This window comes from Micromonospora sp. NPDC047762, from assembly GCF_043204655.1.
GTDB lineage: Bacteria > Actinomycetota > Actinomycetes > Mycobacteriales > Micromonosporaceae > Micromonospora.
Map to the genome: position 1 here is coordinate 302,876 of NZ_JBIDCQ010000006.1, position 17,278 is coordinate 320,153.

A 17,278-nucleotide genomic window follows, 5' to 3' on the forward strand; every position below is an offset into this window, starting at 1 on the left:
GTGGGGCGTGGTGGCTGGTGCTGACGACAATCGAATGCCGTCGATGGCGACCGTATTAACCCGGCCGTCGACTTGTCAACAACTTCCGGAAACAGAGCAGCAACACCGCCGTCATCACCGGAGCGGCATCCATCCAGGTCAGTAGTGGATCAGAGGTCAGGGCGGTCGTCACGGCGTCCCGACAGCCGAACATTGGCCGGGATGGTGCCGCCGAAAGTTCCGGAGACTTTCCGGACCAGGTGCCCCGGCCTTGGTCAACGACACGGGCGGACGCTCCCGTTGCCCGAGGGGTCAGCGACGCCGTAGGTCGTTGAGCCGGGCGGCCTGGCGGGTCAGATGGTCGCGTTCGGCGAGGTTGGGGGCCTGCTGGGCAGCCTCGGCGTACAGCCGCGCCGCCGTTGCCAGGTCGCCGTCCCGCTCGTTCAGGTACGCCGCCACCGCCGTGTACCGGGGCAGCGCGTCGTCCACCGCCGCGAGCGCCGCCAGGCCGGCCCTGGGACCGTCGGCCTCACCGACCGCCACCGCGCGGTTGAGTCTGACGACCGGGTTCCCGGTCAGGCGCACCAGTTCGTCGTACCACTGCACGATCTGCACCCAGTCGGTCTCCGCGGCGGTGGGCGCGTCCGCGTGCAGCGCCGCGATGGCCGCCTGGGTCTGGAACTCACCCAGTTGGTCGCGGGCCAGGGCCGCCTGGAGAATCGCGACGCCCTCGGCGATCGACCGGGTGTCCCAACGGCTGCGGTCCTGCTCGGCGAGCGGCACCAGGCTGCCGTCGGGGGCGGTCCGGGCGGCGCGCCGGGCGTGGTGCAACAGCATGAGTGCCAGCAGCCCCGCCACCTCGGGGTGGTCGATCGCGGCCGCGAGCTGCCGGGTGAGCCGGATGGCCTCGGCGGCGAGGTCCACGTCACCGGAGTAGCCCTCGTTGAAGACCAGGTAGAGGACGCGCAGGACGGTGGCGACGTCACCGGGTCGGTCGAACCGCAGCCCGGAGACGGTGCGCTTGGCCCTGCTGATGCGTTGCGCCATGGTCGCCTCGGGCACCAGGTAGGCGTGGGCGATCTGCCGGGTGGTCAGCCCGCCGACAGCGCGCAGCGTGAGCGCGACAGCGGACGACGGCGTGAGCGACGGGTGGGCGCACAGGAAGTAGAGCTGGAGCGTGTCGTCCGCGGTGGGGGTGGGCCCCGGCGCCGGCTCCTCCTCGACGAGATCCTCGCGTCGACGGCGAGCGGTGTCGGCTCGGGCCGCGTCGAGGAACCGTCGCCACGCCACGGTGGTCAGCCAGCCCTTCGGGTCGCGCGGCGGGTCGGCCGGCCAGACCCGGACCGCTTCGACCAGGGCGTCCTGCACGGCGTCCTCGGCCGCCGCGAAGTCGATTCCGCGGCGGACGAGGATCCCGAGGACGCTCGGCGTGAGGTTGCGCAGCAGCGTCTCGTCCATCGGAGTCGTCACTCCGTGATGGTGGGCGGCTCGCTCAGGAACGGGCGCAGCTCCAGCCACTCGTGGATCGGCTTCCCGCCCGCCCCGGGCGCGGCCGACAACTCCCCGGCCAGCTCGACAGCCCGGTCGTAGCTGTCGACGTCGATCACCATCCAGCCGGCGATGAGATCCTTGGTCTCCGCGAACGGGCCGTCGGTGACCGGCGGGCGACCCTCGCCGTCGTACCGGACCCACGCTCCCTCCGGGGCGAGTGCCTGACCGTCGACGAACTCGCCGGTCTCCTCGAGTCGGGCCGCGAAGTCGCGCATGTACTGCATGTGGGCCGAGATCTCCGCCGGGGTCCACTGGTCCATCGGCACGTCGTTCACCCCGGCCGGGCCGCCCCGGTAGTGCTTGAGCAGCAGGTACTTGGCCATCGTGGTGCTCCTTGGTGTTGGCTGCGACCCGTCGTGGTCACGTTCACTCCGGGGACGGAGCCGCTCGGCACTTCTCGACATGGCTGTCCGAATTTCTTCCTCCCGCAGGTTAACCTCGGGTGAATCGTCCGCCGTTGGGGCACCTCGGGCGGCGCAAAACTTGATTCGTTCCAAAAAAGTGAGCTAGTGTTCGTACCCGTGATGTCCGACTTCGAGGCGCAGCTACGGGCTGTCTCGTTGCGCGTGACCCGGCCCCGGTTGGCGGTGCTCGCGGCGCTGCGTGACCACCCGCACGTCGGCACCGACGCGGTGATCGCGCTGGTCCGCGCGGACCACCCCACGGTCTCCCACCAGGCGGTGTACGACGTGCTGCGGGTGCTCACCGACGCCGGGCTGGTGCGGCGCATCCAGCCGGCCGGGGCGACAGCCCGATACGAGTCCCGGATCTCGGACAATCACCACCATGTCGTGTGCCGCTCCTGCGGCGCCATCGCCGACGTCGACTGTGCCGTCGGCCACGCTCCCTGTCTCACCGCCTCAGGCGACCACGGCTTCGTGGTCGACGAGGCGGAGGTCGTCTACTGGGGCACCTGTCCCGACTGCGCGACCGAACGCACGCCCCAGAGATCCGCAAGCTCGGAAGGAAGTACATGAGCGACACCCAGGACAACGGCCCCGTCAGTGCGCAGGGCGTGGACCAGAAGGCAGCGGCCGGCTGCCCGGTCGCGCACGACTCGGTGACCGCGCACGGCAGCGAAAGTGAGAACCCGGCGATCGACTCGCCGACCCCGAAGACCGGTGGTCGTCCGCGCACCAACCGGGACTGGTGGCCCAACCAGCTCGACCTCTCGGTGCTGCACGCCCACTCGTCGAAGGGCAACCCGCTGGGCGAGGACTTCAGCTACGCCAGGGAGTTCGCGAAGCTCGACGTCGAGGCCCTCAAGCGCGACATCGTCGAGGTGCTCACCACCTCGCAGGACTGGTGGCCGGCCGACTTCGGCCACTACGGCGGCCTGATGATCCGGATGAGCTGGCACGCCGCCGGCACGTACCGCATCGAGGACGGCCGGGGCGGCGCCGGCGACGGTGGGCAGCGGTTCGCGCCGCTCAACAGCTGGCCGGACAACGCCAACCTGGACAAGGCCCGCCGGCTGCTCTGGCCGGTCAAGCAGAAGTACGGCCAGCAGATCTCCTGGGCCGACCTGCTAGTGCTCGCCGGCAACGTCGCCCTGGAGTCGATGGGCTTCAAGACCTTCGGCTTCGGCTTCGGTCGCGAGGACGTCTGGGAGCCCGAGGAGATCTTCTGGGGCCCCGAGGACACCTGGCTGGGAGACGAGCGCTACGCCTCCGAGAAGGAGATGGCGGCCGGCGTCGGCTCGACCGAGATGGGGCTCATCTACGTCAACCCGGAGGGCCCCCGCGGCAACGCGGACCCGCTTGCGGCGGCGCACTTCATCCGCGAGACCTTCGGCCGGATGGCGATGAACGACGAGGAGACCGTCGCCCTCATCGCCGGTGGTCACACCTTCGGTAAGACCCACGGTGCCGGCGTCGCCGACAACCACGTGGGTCCGGAGCCCGAGGGCGCCCCGCTGGAGGCGCAGGGCCTGGGTTGGCTGAGCACCCACGGCAGCGGCAAGGGCGCGGACACGATCACCAGTGGTCTCGAGGTGACGTGGACCGACGTGCCGACGCAGTGGAGCAACCGCTTCTTCGAGATCCTCTTCGGCTACGAGTGGGAGCTCACCACCAGCCCCGGCGGTGCGAAGCAGTGGGTCGCCAAGGACGCCGAGGCGATCATCCCGGACCCCTTCGACCCGGCGAAGAAGCACCGGCCGACGATGCTCACGACCGACCTGTCGCTGCGCGTCGACCCGGCGTACGAGAAGATCTCCCGCCGCTTCCTGGAGAACCCCGACCAGTTCGCGCTGGCCTTCGCCAAGGCGTGGTACAAGCTGCTGCACCGCGACATGGGCCCGATCGAGCGCTTCCTCGGGCCGTGGGTGGCCGAGCCGCAGCTCTGGCAGGACCCGGTGCCGGCCGTCGACCACGAGCTGGTGGGCGACGCCGACATCACCGCGCTCAAGGCGAAGGTCCTCGAGTCCGGTCTCACGATCGACCAGCTGGTCTCCACCGCCTGGGCCTCTGCCGCCAGCTTCCGGCACACCGACAAGCGCGGCGGTGCCAACGGGGCGCGCATTCGCCTCGAGCCGCAGCGCAACTGGGAGGTCAACCAGCCGGAGCAGCTCGCGACCGTCCTGACCACCCTTGAGGGCATCCAGCGGGAGTTCAACGAAGCCGGCGGCGCGAAGATCTCGATCGCCGACCTGATCGTGCTGGCCGGTTCGGCAGCCGTCGAGAAGGCTGCGCGGGACGCCGGCGTCGAGGTGACAGTGCCGTTCCGGGCGGGCCGCACCGACGCGACCCAGGAGCAGACCGACACTGAGTCGTTCCGGGTCATGGAGCCGCGCGCCGACGGTTTCCGCAACTACCTGCGTCCCGGCGAGAAGACCCAGCCGGAGGTGCTGCTCGTCGACCGTGCGTACATGCTCAACCTGACCGCGCCCGAGATGACCGTCCTCATCGGCGGCCTGCGCTCCCTCGGCGCCAACGTCGGCGGCAGCCAGCACGGTGTGCTGACCGACCGGCCGGGCGTGCTCACCAGCGACTTCTTCGCCAACCTGCTCTCCCCGGGCACCCGGTGGAGCGCGTCGAAGTCCGACGAGCACGTGTACGAGATCCGCGACCTGGCCACCGATGAGGTGAAGTGGACCGCCACCGCGGTCGACCTCATCTTCGGGTCAAACTCGCAGCTGCGCGCCCTCGCCGAGGTCTACGCCAGCCAGGACGCCCGCGACAAGTTCGTCGCCGACTTCGTGGCCGCCTGGACCAAGGTCATGGAGCTCGACCGGTTCGATCTCGCCTGACAGGTACCACCGACGAGCCCCGGCCGATCCGCACGTGATCGACCGGGGCTCGTCCCGTTCGCGTGCCGTTCGACGCGGCACCAGCGCCGGTCACCTCGATGTCACCCCCGGTGCCATTCCCTTTGCGGCGAATCCCATGGATGATTTTTCTGTCTCATTGATCAGGTGGCGGACGGGCCCATCCATGGCAAGGTGTTGACCCTGCCCCGGGCGGCGGGCGCGGACCCAGTCACGCAGGGAGTCAACGTGGCCCATCCCGACCTGCAGGCCGAGGACGTGGACCAGCACGCCGGAAGCCCTGCGATACCCCGGCAACGGGTGGTCTCCGCCGGGCGGTCCCGGGCGGGCGTCGCCGACACAGCAGTCGCCTGGCGTCCGCTGCGGATCGCGATGATCGGTCAGAAGGGGATGCCGGCGACCTACGGCGGGATCGAACGGCACGTGGAGGAGATGGCCAGCCGGCTCGCCAGCTACGGCCACGAGGTCACCGTCTACTGCCGCCGGAGCTACGGCGAGACGCCCGCCGACGGCTACCGGGGCGTACGGCTGCGCCAGACCCACACGATAGCGAGCAAGCACCTCGACGCCATCGTGCACGCGGCGACCTCGACCATGGCGGCGATGGCCGCGCGGCCCGACATCGTCCACTACCACGGGCTCGGGCCGGCCCTGGTCGCTCCACTTCCGCGTGCCCTGTCCCGGGCGCGCGTGGTGTTGACGGTGCACGGGCTGGACAACCAGCGGGGCAAGTGGGGGCTTGCCGCGCGGGCAGTGCTGGGCAGCGCCCACTGGTTCAGCGGGTACGTCCCGCACCAGCGGGTGGCGGTCTCCCAGGGGCTCGCCGCCCACTACGGCGCCCGGTTCGGCCGCCCGACGACCTACATCCCGAACGGCGTGAACCCGGCGCGACCGGCGCGTACCCGTCAGATCCAGAACCGGTTCGGGCTGACCCCCGGCGGCTACCTGCTGCTGGTCGGTCGGCTGGTGCCGGAGAAGGCGGCCGACCTGCTGATCCGGGCCTTCCGCCGGACCGAGACCCCGATGCGCCTGGCGATCGTCGGCGGGTCGTCGTTCACCGACGACTTCGTGGACCGGCTGCGCCGGGAAGCCGGGGCGGACGACCGGATCGTCTTCACCGGGTTCGCCTACGACGACCTGCTCGCCGAGCTGTACGCCGGAGCGGCCGGCTTCGTTCAACCGTCCCGGTTGGAGGGACTGCCGTTGACGTTGCTGGAGGCGGCCGCGTACGGGCTGCCGGTGGTCGCCAGCGACATCGCGCCGCACGTCGAGGTGCTCAAGGCCGACACCGCCGGCGGGCGGTTGTTCCGCGACGGCGACGAGGACGACCTGGTCCGGGTGTTGACGTCGCTGCTCGCCAACCTGCCGGGTGAGCGGGCCGGCGCGGTGGCGCTGGGCGAGCAGATCACCAGCAGGTACAGCTGGGACACCGCCGCCCGCGAGTTGGAGCAGCTCTATCTCCGGCTGGCCCCGGAGCCGGGCCGCCGGGCGAGGGCACGACCCACGGCGACCGTCGACTGACCGGGCGGTGTCGGCCGGGGCAGTGTCGGGTCAGCCCCCCGGGGGACGGGGCAGTCGGTGCAACGGCCCCTTCTGCCGTCGAGGTGACAGGACTAGATTGAACCGATCTTGTGCCGGGAGGACATCGGTTGGCCGCGCCCGGCAGCGGCCGAGCAGCGTCGATTCAGTTCAGTGGGATCAGTGGAACAACACACTCAGCAGGTCACTCCGCTCATGAGCAGGCGGCTCGACCCGACCCGCCTGCTCACCGGCGCGGCGGCGCTGGCCGCCGCGGTCGTGGCGGTGGTCGCGGGTGTCTCCATGGCGGCCGGTGACCGCAGGGGGATGGTGCTGCCGCTCGCGGCGGTCGTGGGGATCGCGGTGGCCGTCCTCGCGCTGACCCGGTTCGCCGGGTACGTGCTGCTGATGCTCGCGGTGCGCTCCTGCGTCGACCTGTTCAAGCTGACCGGCCCGAGCGCCGGCCAGGCCGAATCCGGCGGAACGGCCCGGGCGGTGGACCCCTCCACCCTGCTCGCCGTGCTGTTCCTCCTCGCCGCCGGGCTCTGGCTGGCCGCGCAGCTCAGCCGGCGCGGGCGGTTACGCGGCTCCCCGCTCAGCTGGGCCATGCTGCTCGTTGGTGCCAGCAGCCTGGTCAGCGCCCTCGGTGCCAGCCGGCCGGCGAACAGCCTGTTGGAGGCGCTGCGGATCCTCACCGTGGTGGTGATGTTCGTGGTGCTGGAACAGCTCATGCCGGACACCGCGGCGATCCGTCGGGTCCTGCTCGCCTGCTACGCCTCGCTGGTGCTGGCGCTGGGCTACACAGTCGTGCTGTCGCTGCTCGGCAACCCGCCGGCCGAGGTGAAGGGCGACTTCACCCGCATCAGCGGCACGTTCAGCCAGTCGACCACGTTCGGCCGCTACCTGATGTTCATGGTGATCTTCGGGTTCGCGATGTACCGCTTCCTCGATCGTCGCCTGCGGGCGTCCCTCGGGGTGCTGCTCGCGCTCTCGCTGCTGTTCCTGCTGCTCACCAACACCCGCAGCGCCCTGCTCGGTGCGGCGATCGGCCTGGTGGTGGTCGCCGCGCTGCATCGCAGCAAGCGGATGCTGGTCACCCTCTGCGTGGTGGCGGTCGCCGGGGTGGCACTGGTGCCCGCCGTCGGCGAACGCTTCGCCCAACTCGGCACGTCCCGGGCTGTCGGCGGAGACCCGACCGGAAACACCCTGGCCTGGCGGATCGGCTACTGGACCGAGATCGTCACACTCGCCGACCGGAACCCGGTGACCGGCATCGGGCCGAACATGACCCAGCGGGAGACCGACGAGGCGAAGAAGCCGCACAACGACTTCCTGCGGGCGTACGTGGAGACCGGGCTGCTCGGTCTCGGGGCGTACCTGCTGATGCTGTTCGCCCTTCTGCACACCGCCCGGACCGCGCTGCGGCGCGCGCCTCCGGGCAGCTTCGAGCGCGGCGTCGCGGTCGGGTTCACCGGCTGCGCCGCCGCGTTCGTGGCGATCAGCGCCGCCTCCAACGTCATTTCCAACGTGGTCACCCTCTGGTACTTCGTCGCGTTCGCCGCGGCGGCCAGCGTGATCGCCCGCCAACCGGCTCCGAACCTGACCGGCGAGCAGCCACGAGGCACGTCCGTCCCGGTTTGACTGAACGACAGCATTGGGGAAAAAGTGGAGATCGTCGACTACCTGCGGGTCGCCCGGCGGCGCCTCTGGGTACTCGTGGGGGTGCCGGTGCTCGCCACCGGCGCCGCGGCCGCCATCGTCCTGTCAGCGCCACAGCAGTTCAGCGGGACCGCGTACGTGGCGGCGCCGGCCCTGGTGGGCGGCGTGGCCGGGACGCAGTACACCGGTACGCAGGCGGCGAACCAGTTCGTCGCGGCGTTCGGCGCGGCGGTCACCTCGCCCCGCGTCCTCGCCGACGTGGCCGCCGACACCGGGGTGCCGCCGGAGCGGTTGCGCGACGGGCTCGCCATCACCCAGGTCGGCGCGAGCAGCCAGTTGGAGGTGACCTACACCGCCGGCGACCGGGCTACTGTCGCGCCGGTGCTGACCGCGACCACCACCCGGGCGCTGGCCTTCCTCTTCTCCTCCCAGGTCGGCATCGCCACCGGTGAGGTCGAGGCGGCCAACGCCGACGTCACCGCGGCGACCAAGGCGATCGGTGAGTGGGAGAAGGCGAACAAGGTCTCCCAGCCGGACCGGATCTACCAGGCCACATTGGGCGAGCTGACCAGCCTGCGCCAGCAGCAGCTCTCCATGCAGGCGGTCGGCAACGGTCGAGGTGTCGACGCGGCGACCGCCGCGATCACCGCCGCCCAGAAGAAGCTCGACGAGCTGGGGCCGAAGCTCCCCGACTACCAGGCCCTGATCGCCCAGCGGGACGCGGCGACCAACGCCCTGTCCCAGGCGCGGGAAGGGTTGCAGGCGGCGCGGGCGCAGGCCCAGGCCGCCGATCCGTTGCAGGTGACCAGCATCGGCGAGGCGCACGAGGTGAGCCGGATGACCGAGCTGGTGCGCACCGGCCTGCCGGTGGGCGGTGCGGGTCTGCTGCTCGGGGTGCTGCTGGTGGGCGTACTCGAACTGCTCTCCCGGGGTCGTGCCGCCGCCCGGCCGGTGGCTCCGGCGGCGACCACAGCGGCCCCCTCGGCGCCGGCGGAGACCGTGAGCGCGGCACGGCCGTGACCGCCGGAGAACGGCCCGGCGGGTGCGCGAGGTGACCGGCCGGTCGCCGACCGCGCCGGAGACCGGCGACCAGCAGGTACGCGGCATGGCCCGCGGCGGTGTGCTGAACCTGGGCAGCGCCGTGCTCAGCCAGGTGGCGCTCTTCCTGGTCATGTTGTTGCTGGCCCGGGTCCTGGGTGTACGCGAACTCGGCCGGTACGCCCAGGTCTACGCCGTGCTGTCGCTGCTGGGGCTGCTCTCGCTCTCCGGCTTCCGGGCCGGGCTGACCCGGTTCGTGGCGGTGCACCTCGCCGACGACGAGCCGGCCGCCCTGCGGGGCGCGATCCGGCTCGGGATCGGCATCTCGGCCGTGGCGTCCACAGTGATCGCTCTTGGTCTGGTGGTCGGCGCGCCGTGGCTCGCCGACGCCCTGCACGACCCGCAGCTCACCACCGGGCTGCGGTTGGCGGCGCTCTGCCTGCCCGCCGCCACCGTCTGCGAGGCCGCCCTCGCGGCCACCCGCGGGTGGCGCACGCAACGGGCGTACGCGCTCATCGGCCAGGTCTACGAGCCGGCCGCCCGGCTGATGCTCACCGCTCTGGCGCTCGCCCTCGGGGCCGGCCTGACCGGCGCGTTCTGGGCGCTGGTGGCGGCGAGCTGGAGCGCGGCCGGGCTCGCCCTCGTGGCGCTCGCCCGGATGGTGCGCCGGGTGCCCGCCGCCCGGCCCGCGTACCGGCCGGGTGAGCTGTTCCGGTTCTCCACCGTCAGCTGGGTCTCCTCGCTGTCGTCCACCGGGCTGATCTGGGTGGACGCGCTGCTGCTCGGCTTCTTCGACTACGGTCCCGACGCGATCGGCGTCTACCACGTGGCGACCCGGCTGGTCACTATCGCGGTGTTCGTGCTGGCACCGGTGAACGCCTCGTTCGGTCCGCACCTGGCGCACCTCTACCACCAGGGTCGACTGGACGAGGTACGCCGGATCTACCGGGTCGCCACCGGTTGGGTGCTCCGGCTGTCGCTGCCGGCCTTCGTGGCCCTGCTGGTCTTTCCGGAGCAGTTGCTGCGCGTGGTCGGCGGACCGGGTCTGGCCGGCGGTGCGGCGGTGACCGTTGTGCTGGCGCTCGGCCAACTCGTGAACGCCGCCACCGGGCCCTGCGGGACGCTGCTGAACATGTCCGGCCGGGTCTCGGTCAACATGGTGGACAACCTCGCGGCCCTGCTGCTCAACGTCCTGCTCAACCTCTGGCTCATCCCGGCGTACGGCATTCTCGGCGCGGCGGTGGCCTGGGCGGTGTCGTTGGCAGCGGTGAACGTCGCCCGGGTCTGGCAGGTGCGCGCGCAGGTGCACACCGTGCCGGTGACGGCGGGCATGGTCAAGGGCCTGGTCGCCGCGCTGGTCGCGATGGGTGCCGGGTTCGGTGTGCGGTGGCTGCTCGGGGGCGGGACCGTGCAGCTCGTGGTCGGTCTGGCCGCGATCGTGGCGGTGTACCTCGCCGTGGTGCTCGCCCTCGGGCTCAGTCGGGAGGACGTCATGGTGTTGCGCTCGGTGACCCGCCGAGGCCCTCGACGCGCCCCGGCCGACCCCGCCGACCCCGCCGACCCCGCCGACCCCGCCGACGGTGCCGACGGTGCCGACGGTGCCGGTGTGGGTGCCGCCCGCCCAGTGGTCCGCTCGTGACCGGCGTCGTGCGGCGTCAGGTCACCGACCGGCTGCGTCGGGGGGTACGCGCGGCGCGGGCGTGGGGGCGTGCGGCGAAGCCGGGAGAGCCCGGTCCGTTGCCCGATTTCCTGGTGATCGGTGGGCAGCGCTGCGGCACCACGTCGCTGTACCACCACCTTGCCGCGCATCCGCTGGTCCGGGTGGCCAGCGGCAAGGAGTTGCAGTACTTCAGCATCCACCACGGCCGGGGCGTGCTGTGGTACCGGGGGCATTTCCCTCGTCTCGCCCCGGGTGAGCGCACGTTCGAGGCGAGCCCCTACTACCTGTTCCATCCGAGCGTGCCGGCCCGGGTCGCGGCGACCCTGCCGCAGGCGCGCTTCGTCGTCCTGCTGCGCGATCCGGTGCAGCGGGCCTACTCGCACTACCTGCACACCCGCTCGTACGGCGTCGAGCCGCTGTCCTTCGCCGACGCCCTCGACGCGGAGGAGGAGCGGCTGGCCCGGGCGGCGCGCGGTGGCCCGGACAGCGCCGCCGCGCACCGGGCGTTGCGTAACTATTCGTATGCCGCCCGGGGTCGCTACGCCGAGCAGTTGGACCGCTGGTTCGCGCATGTCCCGCGGGAGCGGATCCACGTCGCCCGAACCGAGGACCTGCACACCGACCCGGCCGGCACGTACGCCGACATGCTGCGCTTCCTCGGCCTGCCGGCCTTCACCCCCGAGGCGTTCACCCGGCACACCCGTCGCGTCGACCCGGGAGTCTCCGAGCTCACGCCGGAGCTGCGAGAGCGCCTGGGTGAGCACTTCGCGCCGCACAACGCGCGCCTGGCCGCGCTGTTGGGCTGGCCCGACCCCTGGCCCGGCTAGGGCGCGGCGGTCTTCGTCCTAGCGGACGGCGGCGAGGATCCGGTCCACCGGCTGGTCGGCGCGGAGCAGGACGGGGACGTCGGTCACTGTGGTGCCGCCGCCGGCCGCGCCCAGTGGGGAACCCACCGTCCCGGTCCGTCCGCCCGGTGTCGCCGGCACGGTCACCGGCGTGTTCGACGCCGACCACAGCACCAGCGTGCTCGACCCGCCCCGGACGAACGCGACCCCGTGCAGCCTGCCGGCCACCGGGGCGGGCAGCGGGGTGACTGTGGCGTCCCGCGCCGCGTCGGCCAGGGCGGCCAGCATCCGACCGGCGTCCCGCTCGGCCCCGTCCGGGTCGAGCAGGCCGTAGCGGACCTCGCTACCGGCGGCGTTGTTCGGGTTGTACGCCAACGGCAGCCAGCTGATCTCACCGATCCCGCCGGCGACCAGCAGGGTGACCGTCTTGACCATCTCCGCCGCCCGACTGGCCGGGTCACCGTCGCCGTCGCGCCAGAACTGCCCGACCTCCCACGCCTGGATCGGCGTACCCGGTGGTGTGGTGGCGCGCAGGTAGTCCAGCAGCGGGGCCACCCCGCTGAAGTGCTCGTAGAAGTGCACCTGGCGGACGTCGACGGTGCGGTCGGTCAGCAGCGACTCGGTCACCGCCAGGAAGCGCAGGCTGCGGCTGTTGGTCTCGGTGCCCAGCGCCCCGCGCAGTTGCGCCTCCCCGTTCACCGCCGGGATCTGCTGCCCCCGGGTGCCGACCCGACGGTGGAAGTACGCCTGGTAGGCGGCGACGGCCTCGGGCATCCGACCGGCGCGCACCAGCCGGTCGGCGACACCCATGCCGTACGCGACGCTGCTGATGCCGGAGTCGACCACCAGCGCCTTCGGGTCGGTCGCGCGGATCGTCTCGGCGGCGGCCCGGACCAGCCGCGCGTACTCCTCGGGGCTGCCGGCCCAGTAGCTCGGCGCGTTGACCTCGTTCTCGATGGCGTACTCCCGTACCCCGTACGGGCCGTAGCGCTGCACCACCGAGCGGACGAATCGCTGGTACGCGCCGAGGTCGGTGGGCATCGCCGACTCGGTCTTGTTCGCCGCGCCCCGGGTGTAGCGGGCCTTGCCACCGGTCGCCCAGCACACGCCGGTGCGGATTTTCAGGTGCAGCGTGACGCCCAGGTCCCGGCTGCGCGAGGCGATCTCGTCCAGCCCAGCCCAGTCGACCTGCCCCGAGGTCCGTTCGATCTCGCACCAGGAGATCTCCTCGTACGTCGCCGAACCGGCGAGCCGGCGCAGGTACGGCTCGAACTGCTGGTACCGCGACCAGTCCCAGTGCGCGCCGAACGGGTTGCTCACCGGGTCGCCGACGCGCGCCGGCGGGGCGGCTCCGGGTGCCACCTTGGCGGAGGGGGTGGCGGCCGGTGGCGGATCGTCGTCGCCGGCGGTGCAGCCGGCGGTGAGCAGGAGCGTGACGGCGACGGCGGTCGCGGCCGCGCGCAGCCGGCCGGGGCGGGTCACCGGTAGCCCAGCGCGCGCAGGGTCGGACCGGAGAAGACCCAGACCAGCAGGCGCAGGAACGGGTCGAGTTCGCGGCGGTAGCTGCCCACCCGGGAGCCGTAGATCGGCGCGGCGTCGCCCACCGCCGCCCGTCGCCGCTCCGCCTCGGTGGTGTACTTCTGCGCCACGTCGTGCTGCTTGCTGTCGTAGTCGAGGATGCCGTCCTCCCAGGGCTCGCCGAGGAATTCGAAGAGGCCGCGCATCGTCTTCTCCGGCTCGCTGACCGCCTCCTCGTACCGCAGCTCGTAGTAGCGGTCCGCCGGCAGGGTGGCGCCGACGGCCCGCGCGGCGCGGATGTAGCGCGGCCACTTCACCACGCACTTGACCGCGGACCAGTAGCCGAACCGTTTGCGGTGCGAGACCACCACGTCGCGTCCGTCCCGGATGAGGTGCACGATCTGGGCGTCCGGGAAGACCTCGGTGACGAAGTCGAGCGACATGGCGTACAGCGGGGTCTTGTCGGCCCACCGGGCCTTGCCCCGCGTGGCTGCGTAGTCGGCGTGCACGCCGCCGAAGAAGTCCCGGATCCGGCGCAACCAGTCCTCGCGCGGGAAACCGAAGCGGGCCAGTCGCTCCCAGTCCCGGCCGACGATCCGTCGCAGGTCCGGCAGGAACCGGGTCTCCGGACCACAACTGATCCGCGAGTGCGAGTCCAGGACGAGACGCACCATCGTGGTGCCCGACCGCTGGCAGCCGACCAGGAAGATCGGTGCGGTACGGGTTCCGGTCTCAGCCACTGTCGACCGCCTTCTTCGTCTCGGATCGGGCGTCGGCCGCGGCGCGATCGAGCCGTTCGGTCAGCTCGTCGCAGCGGGCCCGGACGCGCCTGTCGACCGGTAGCCGTCGGTGGTTCGTCGGGCCGTGCGACGCGCGTGGGGCGATGTGCGCGTGCAGCCGGGGATGGTAGGTGAAGTCGAGGAAGGCGCAGAGCCGCCGGAGCTGCGCGGCGGGCTCCGCGACCAGGCTGTCGTAGCGGCAGAGCAGCACGTCGGCCCGCTGGTCCAGGCCGAGCTGGAAGAACAACGAGTTGCGGACGTACCAGAACAGCGCGGCACCGCTGTGCGGATCCAACCCCTGCGGGTCGTGGGCCCGGATCAGCTCGACGGTGTCGGCGTCGAGGCGTTGCCCCTGCCACCGGCGGCCGATGCTGCCGTCGGCGATCGCCCGCAGGGCCCGAAGGTTGGCGTCACCGAACTTGGCGACCTCGGAGCGGGCCCGGTCGTCGACGTCGCGGTAAACCCAGAGCGCCCGCCCGGGGGTCAGCCCCGGCAGGGCCAGTAACTCGTCCACGCGGTGGCTCTCACAGAGCGGCTTGACCAGGACGTACGCGTGCCGGCTGCGCTGGAGAGTGGCGGTCAGCACCGGGTCGGGGCGCAGTTGGAAGCGGTGGAAGAGGGTGCCGTCGTTCTCGTTGCGGACCTCGACCTCTCCGGCGGCGTCCAGGCCCCGGACCAGCATGTTCGTGCCGGAGCGTTGCAGACCGACCAGGTAGACCGGCATCGCCGAGCCGGGCGTCCGGCCGGCCCGCCGCCGCCAGCGTCGCTTCGCCAGTGCGGTGCCGATCCGGTCGACCGGGTTGAGGCGGTCCTCCTCGATCAGCCGTCCGATCCCCTCGGTACGAGCCCAGCGCAGGTGCCGCCGGACCCGGCGCGCGGTGTACGCGAGCGCGGAGACCTCGTCGTCGGCTGCCACGGTCCTCCTCGTCGGACACCGGCCCCGGCCCTGCACCAGAGCGGGTGTGACCGGCGGCAGCCAGGTTATCTGGAGATCATGGCGGGAGGCCAGGCCGCGGACCGCACGGGCAGACGAAGATCACCCGTTCAGCCACATGCCAAACGTGAGCTGGACTCGCCGACCCGCCCTGCATACCGTGGGCCCTGGTCGGGGCGGGCAGACCCCGGTCATCACCCCCGGGCCCGGATCGCCCGATCGATGTGAGCAGGGCGAGTCGATGCGCGTGCTGCACGTGAACAAGTTCCTCTACCGCCGTGGCGGCGCGGAGGGGTATCTGCTCGATCTCGCCGACCTGCAACGGGTCGCCGGCGACACGGTCGCCTACTTCGGCATGAGCCACCCGGAGAACGAGTCGCCGCTGCCGTACGCCGCGCGGTTCCCGTCCGAAGTGGAGCTGGAGCCGGCGCCGAGCGGTGTGCGGCCCCGCGCGGTGGCCGTCGGCCGGATGCTGTGGTCACCGACGAGCCGCCGCGGGCTGGCCCGGGTGATCGACGATTTTCGGCCGGACGTGCTGCACCTGCACAACATCTACCACCAGCTCTCCCCGTCGGTGCTCGCCGCCGCCCGCGCCGCCGGTGTGCCGTGCGTGCTGACCATGCACGACTACAAGCTCGCCTGCCCGAGCTACCAGCTGCTGGACCGGGGCCGTCCCTGCCAGGCATGCGTCACCGGCGGCCCGTTGCAGGCGGCCCGTCGCCGCTGCAAGGACGGATCGCTGTCGCGCAGTGGCCTGCTCGCCGTCGAGTCCTGGTTGCACCGGCAGTTCGACGCGTACGACCCGGTGCAGCTCTTCGTGAGCCCGAGCGGGTTCCTGGCCGACGTGATGCGCCGAGCGGGCGTCTACCCGGACCGGCTGCGGGTGGTCAACCACTTCGTCGACCTGACCGGCGTCGCGGCCAAGCAGACCCCCGGCGGCGGTGTCGTCTTCGCCGGGCGGCTGGCGTCGGAGAAAGGTGTCGACGTGCTGATCGAGGCGGCCGCCGCGCTGCCGGACGGGGTCATCGTGGACATCGCCGGCGACGGCCCGGCCCGGCCGGAGTTGGAGGCGCTCGCCGCGCGGCGGGTGCCCGGTCGGGTCCGGTTCCACGGCCGTCTCGACAAGCCGCGCCTGCACGAGCTGATCCGGTCGGCGGCAGTGGTCGCCGTTCCGTCCCGATGGCACGAGAACCAACCGATGGCGGTGCTGGAGGCGTTCGCCTGCGGGGTTCCGGTGGTCGCCACCGACCTGGGCGGGCTTCCCGAGCTGGTCGAGCCCGAGGTGGACGGCCGCATTGTCGCGGCCGACGCGCCGACGGCCCTCGGCGACGCGCTCAACGACCTCCTGGCCGACCCGGACCGGGCGTACCGGATGGGCCGGGCGGGCCGGGCGAAGATCGCCGCCCAGTTCGCCCCGGACCGGCACCTGGACCGGATCCGTGGGCTGTACGCGGAGGCCGCCGAGGCGCTGCCGTCGCGCCGGGCCGCCGCCGGCGGGGGAGCGGCCCGGTGAGCCCGGTACGGGTGCTCTACCTCGCCGGTAGCGGTCGCAGTGGCAGCACGCTGGTGACCACGGTCCTGGGACAGTTGCCGGGCTTCTTCGCGGCCGGCGAGCTGCGGTACCTGTGGCGGCGCGGCATCCTGGAGAACCGACCCTGCGGCTGCGGCGCCCCGGTCGCCGACTGCCCGCTCTGGGCCCGGGTGCGCGCCGACCTGACCGACGCCGACCCGGCCGGGATCGCCGCCCGGTTGGCCCAGCGGCTGCGGCTGCGCGGACTGCCCGCACTGCTGCGCCGCCAGCGTCGGGGGCAGCCGCCGGTCGCGGGCCACCCCGACGACACGCACCTGGCCCGGCTCTACGCCTCGATCGCCGAGCACGCCCTGGCCGGCCGGTCGGACGGTGTCATCGTCGACTCCTCCAAGCTGCCGCCGTACGGGGCCCTGCTCGGCGGCCTGCCCGGCATCGACCTGTACGTCCTGCACGTGGTGCGCGACCCGCGCGCCACCGCGTACTCGTGGCGTCGCCGACGCCCGCTGGACGGGCGCGCCGACGACCAGCTGATGAGCCGGCCACCGGTCGGCAAGGCCGCGCTGCTCTGGCTCGTCTGGAACACCGCGACCGTACGGCTGTGGGGCGCCCGTCGCCGTGCGCCGGGCCGCTACCTGCGGGTGCGGTACGAGGACTTCGTGGCCGACCCGGCCGCTGCCACCGCCCGGATCGCCGGCTTCGTCGGCGCGATCCCCGACGAGCTTCCGTTTCCGACACCGGCCACGGTACGGCTCGCGCCCACCCACTCGGTGGCCGGCAACCCGTCGCGGCACCGCACCGGACTGGTCGACGTGGTCGCCGACAGCGAGTGGCTGACCGGGCTGCCCACCCGCGCGTACGCGGCGGTCACCGGGCTGACCGCCGTGGCGCTGACCCGCTTCGGCTACCCGTTGCGCCGCCCGGCGGCCACCTCTCCTGCCGCCCGCTTCGCCGCGGACCCGGCCGTCTCCCCGTCACCCGCCACCCGGCAGAAAGGCTGA

At 72.3% G+C, this 17,278-nt stretch carries 14 protein-coding genes; 9 read left to right on the forward strand and 5 right to left on the reverse strand.

Features of this window, described 5'->3' with window-relative positions:
• Window positions 1–291 precede the first annotated feature (291 nt).
• The gene (locus ACGF3C_RS20665) at window positions 292–1,437 is read right to left on the reverse strand and encodes a DUF6596 domain-containing protein (protein ID WP_357227562.1); all 1,146 of its coding nucleotides are present in this window, start codon (window positions 1,435–1,437) and stop codon (window positions 292–294) included.
• Window positions 1,438–1,445: 8 nt separating this feature from the next.
• On the reverse strand, window positions 1,446–1,853 hold the full coding sequence (locus ACGF3C_RS20670; RefSeq protein WP_357227559.1) for a YciI family protein: 408 nt from the start codon (window positions 1,851–1,853) through the stop codon (window positions 1,446–1,448).
• A gap of 198 nt (window positions 1,854–2,051) precedes the next feature.
• On the opposite strand from ACGF3C_RS20670, the gene ACGF3C_RS20675 reads away from it, so the two are divergent.
• The 7 genes from ACGF3C_RS20675 to ACGF3C_RS20705 all read left to right on the forward strand — a co-directional run bounded on the left by ACGF3C_RS20675 (window position 2,052) and on the right by ACGF3C_RS20705 (window position 11,500).
• Window positions 2,052–2,507, forward strand: coding sequence for a Fur family transcriptional regulator (locus tag ACGF3C_RS20675; protein WP_354969622.1), 456 nt, complete (start codon window positions 2,052–2,054; stop codon window positions 2,505–2,507).
• A complete protein-coding gene (gene katG, locus ACGF3C_RS20680) occupies window positions 2,504–4,780 on the forward strand; it encodes a catalase/peroxidase HPI (protein ID WP_393224245.1) in 2,277 nt (758 codons plus the stop codon). Before ACGF3C_RS20675 ends, katG begins: the two co-directional genes overlap by 4 nt.
• Before the next feature lie 246 nt (window positions 4,781–5,026).
• Window positions 5,027–6,319 (forward strand): glycosyltransferase family 4 protein, encoded by a 1,293-nt coding sequence (locus ACGF3C_RS20685; RefSeq protein WP_393224248.1) that lies wholly within the window; start codon window positions 5,027–5,029, stop codon window positions 6,317–6,319.
• A gap of 213 nt (window positions 6,320–6,532) precedes the next feature.
• Window positions 6,533–7,957 (forward strand): O-antigen ligase family protein, encoded by a 1,425-nt coding sequence (locus ACGF3C_RS20690; protein WP_357229794.1) that lies wholly within the window; start codon window positions 6,533–6,535, stop codon window positions 7,955–7,957.
• A gap of 24 nt (window positions 7,958–7,981) precedes the next feature.
• Window positions 7,982–8,995 (forward strand): Wzz/FepE/Etk N-terminal domain-containing protein, encoded by a 1,014-nt coding sequence (locus ACGF3C_RS20695; protein ID WP_357229796.1) that lies wholly within the window; start codon window positions 7,982–7,984, stop codon window positions 8,993–8,995.
• A 22-nt stretch (window positions 8,996–9,017) separates the two neighbouring features.
• A complete protein-coding gene (locus ACGF3C_RS20700) occupies window positions 9,018–10,652 on the forward strand; it encodes an oligosaccharide flippase family protein (protein WP_357229798.1) in 1,635 nt (544 codons plus the stop codon).
• Window positions 10,649–11,500, forward strand: coding sequence for a sulfotransferase (locus ACGF3C_RS20705; protein ID WP_357229800.1), 852 nt, complete (start codon window positions 10,649–10,651; stop codon window positions 11,498–11,500). Before ACGF3C_RS20700 ends, ACGF3C_RS20705 begins: the two co-directional genes overlap by 4 nt.
• A gap of 18 nt (window positions 11,501–11,518) precedes the next feature.
• On the opposite strand, the gene ACGF3C_RS20710 is transcribed toward ACGF3C_RS20705, so the two are convergent.
• From ACGF3C_RS20710 to ACGF3C_RS20720, 3 genes are read right to left on the reverse strand one after another with little or no spacing between them, the layout of a single operon-like run.
• The gene (locus ACGF3C_RS20710; protein ID WP_393224252.1) at window positions 11,519–13,000 is read right to left on the reverse strand and encodes a hypothetical protein; all 1,482 of its coding nucleotides are present in this window, start codon (window positions 12,998–13,000) and stop codon (window positions 11,519–11,521) included.
• Window positions 12,997–13,776 carry a sulfotransferase gene (locus ACGF3C_RS20715; protein WP_355008604.1) on the reverse strand — a complete coding sequence of 260 codons (780 nt, stop codon included), beginning with the start codon at window positions 13,774–13,776 and terminating at the stop codon, window positions 12,997–12,999. Before ACGF3C_RS20715 ends, ACGF3C_RS20710 begins: the two co-directional genes overlap by 4 nt.
• Complete coding sequence (locus ACGF3C_RS20720) at window positions 13,769–14,731, reverse strand: hypothetical protein (protein WP_357233171.1); 963 nt, start codon at window positions 14,729–14,731, stop codon at window positions 13,769–13,771. Before ACGF3C_RS20720 ends, ACGF3C_RS20715 begins: the two co-directional genes overlap by 8 nt.
• Window positions 14,732–14,990: 259 nt before the next feature.
• On the opposite strand from ACGF3C_RS20720, the gene ACGF3C_RS20725 reads away from it, so the two are divergent.
• Together ACGF3C_RS20725 and ACGF3C_RS20730 are read left to right on the forward strand one after the other, a co-directional pair.
• Entirely contained in the window at window positions 14,991–16,262 is a 1,272-nt protein-coding gene (locus tag ACGF3C_RS20725; RefSeq protein ID WP_357233169.1) for a glycosyltransferase family 4 protein, read from the forward strand.
• Window positions 16,259–17,278, forward strand: coding sequence for a sulfotransferase (locus ACGF3C_RS20730; RefSeq protein ID WP_357233167.1), 1,020 nt, complete (start codon window positions 16,259–16,261; stop codon window positions 17,276–17,278). Before ACGF3C_RS20725 ends, ACGF3C_RS20730 begins: the two co-directional genes overlap by 4 nt.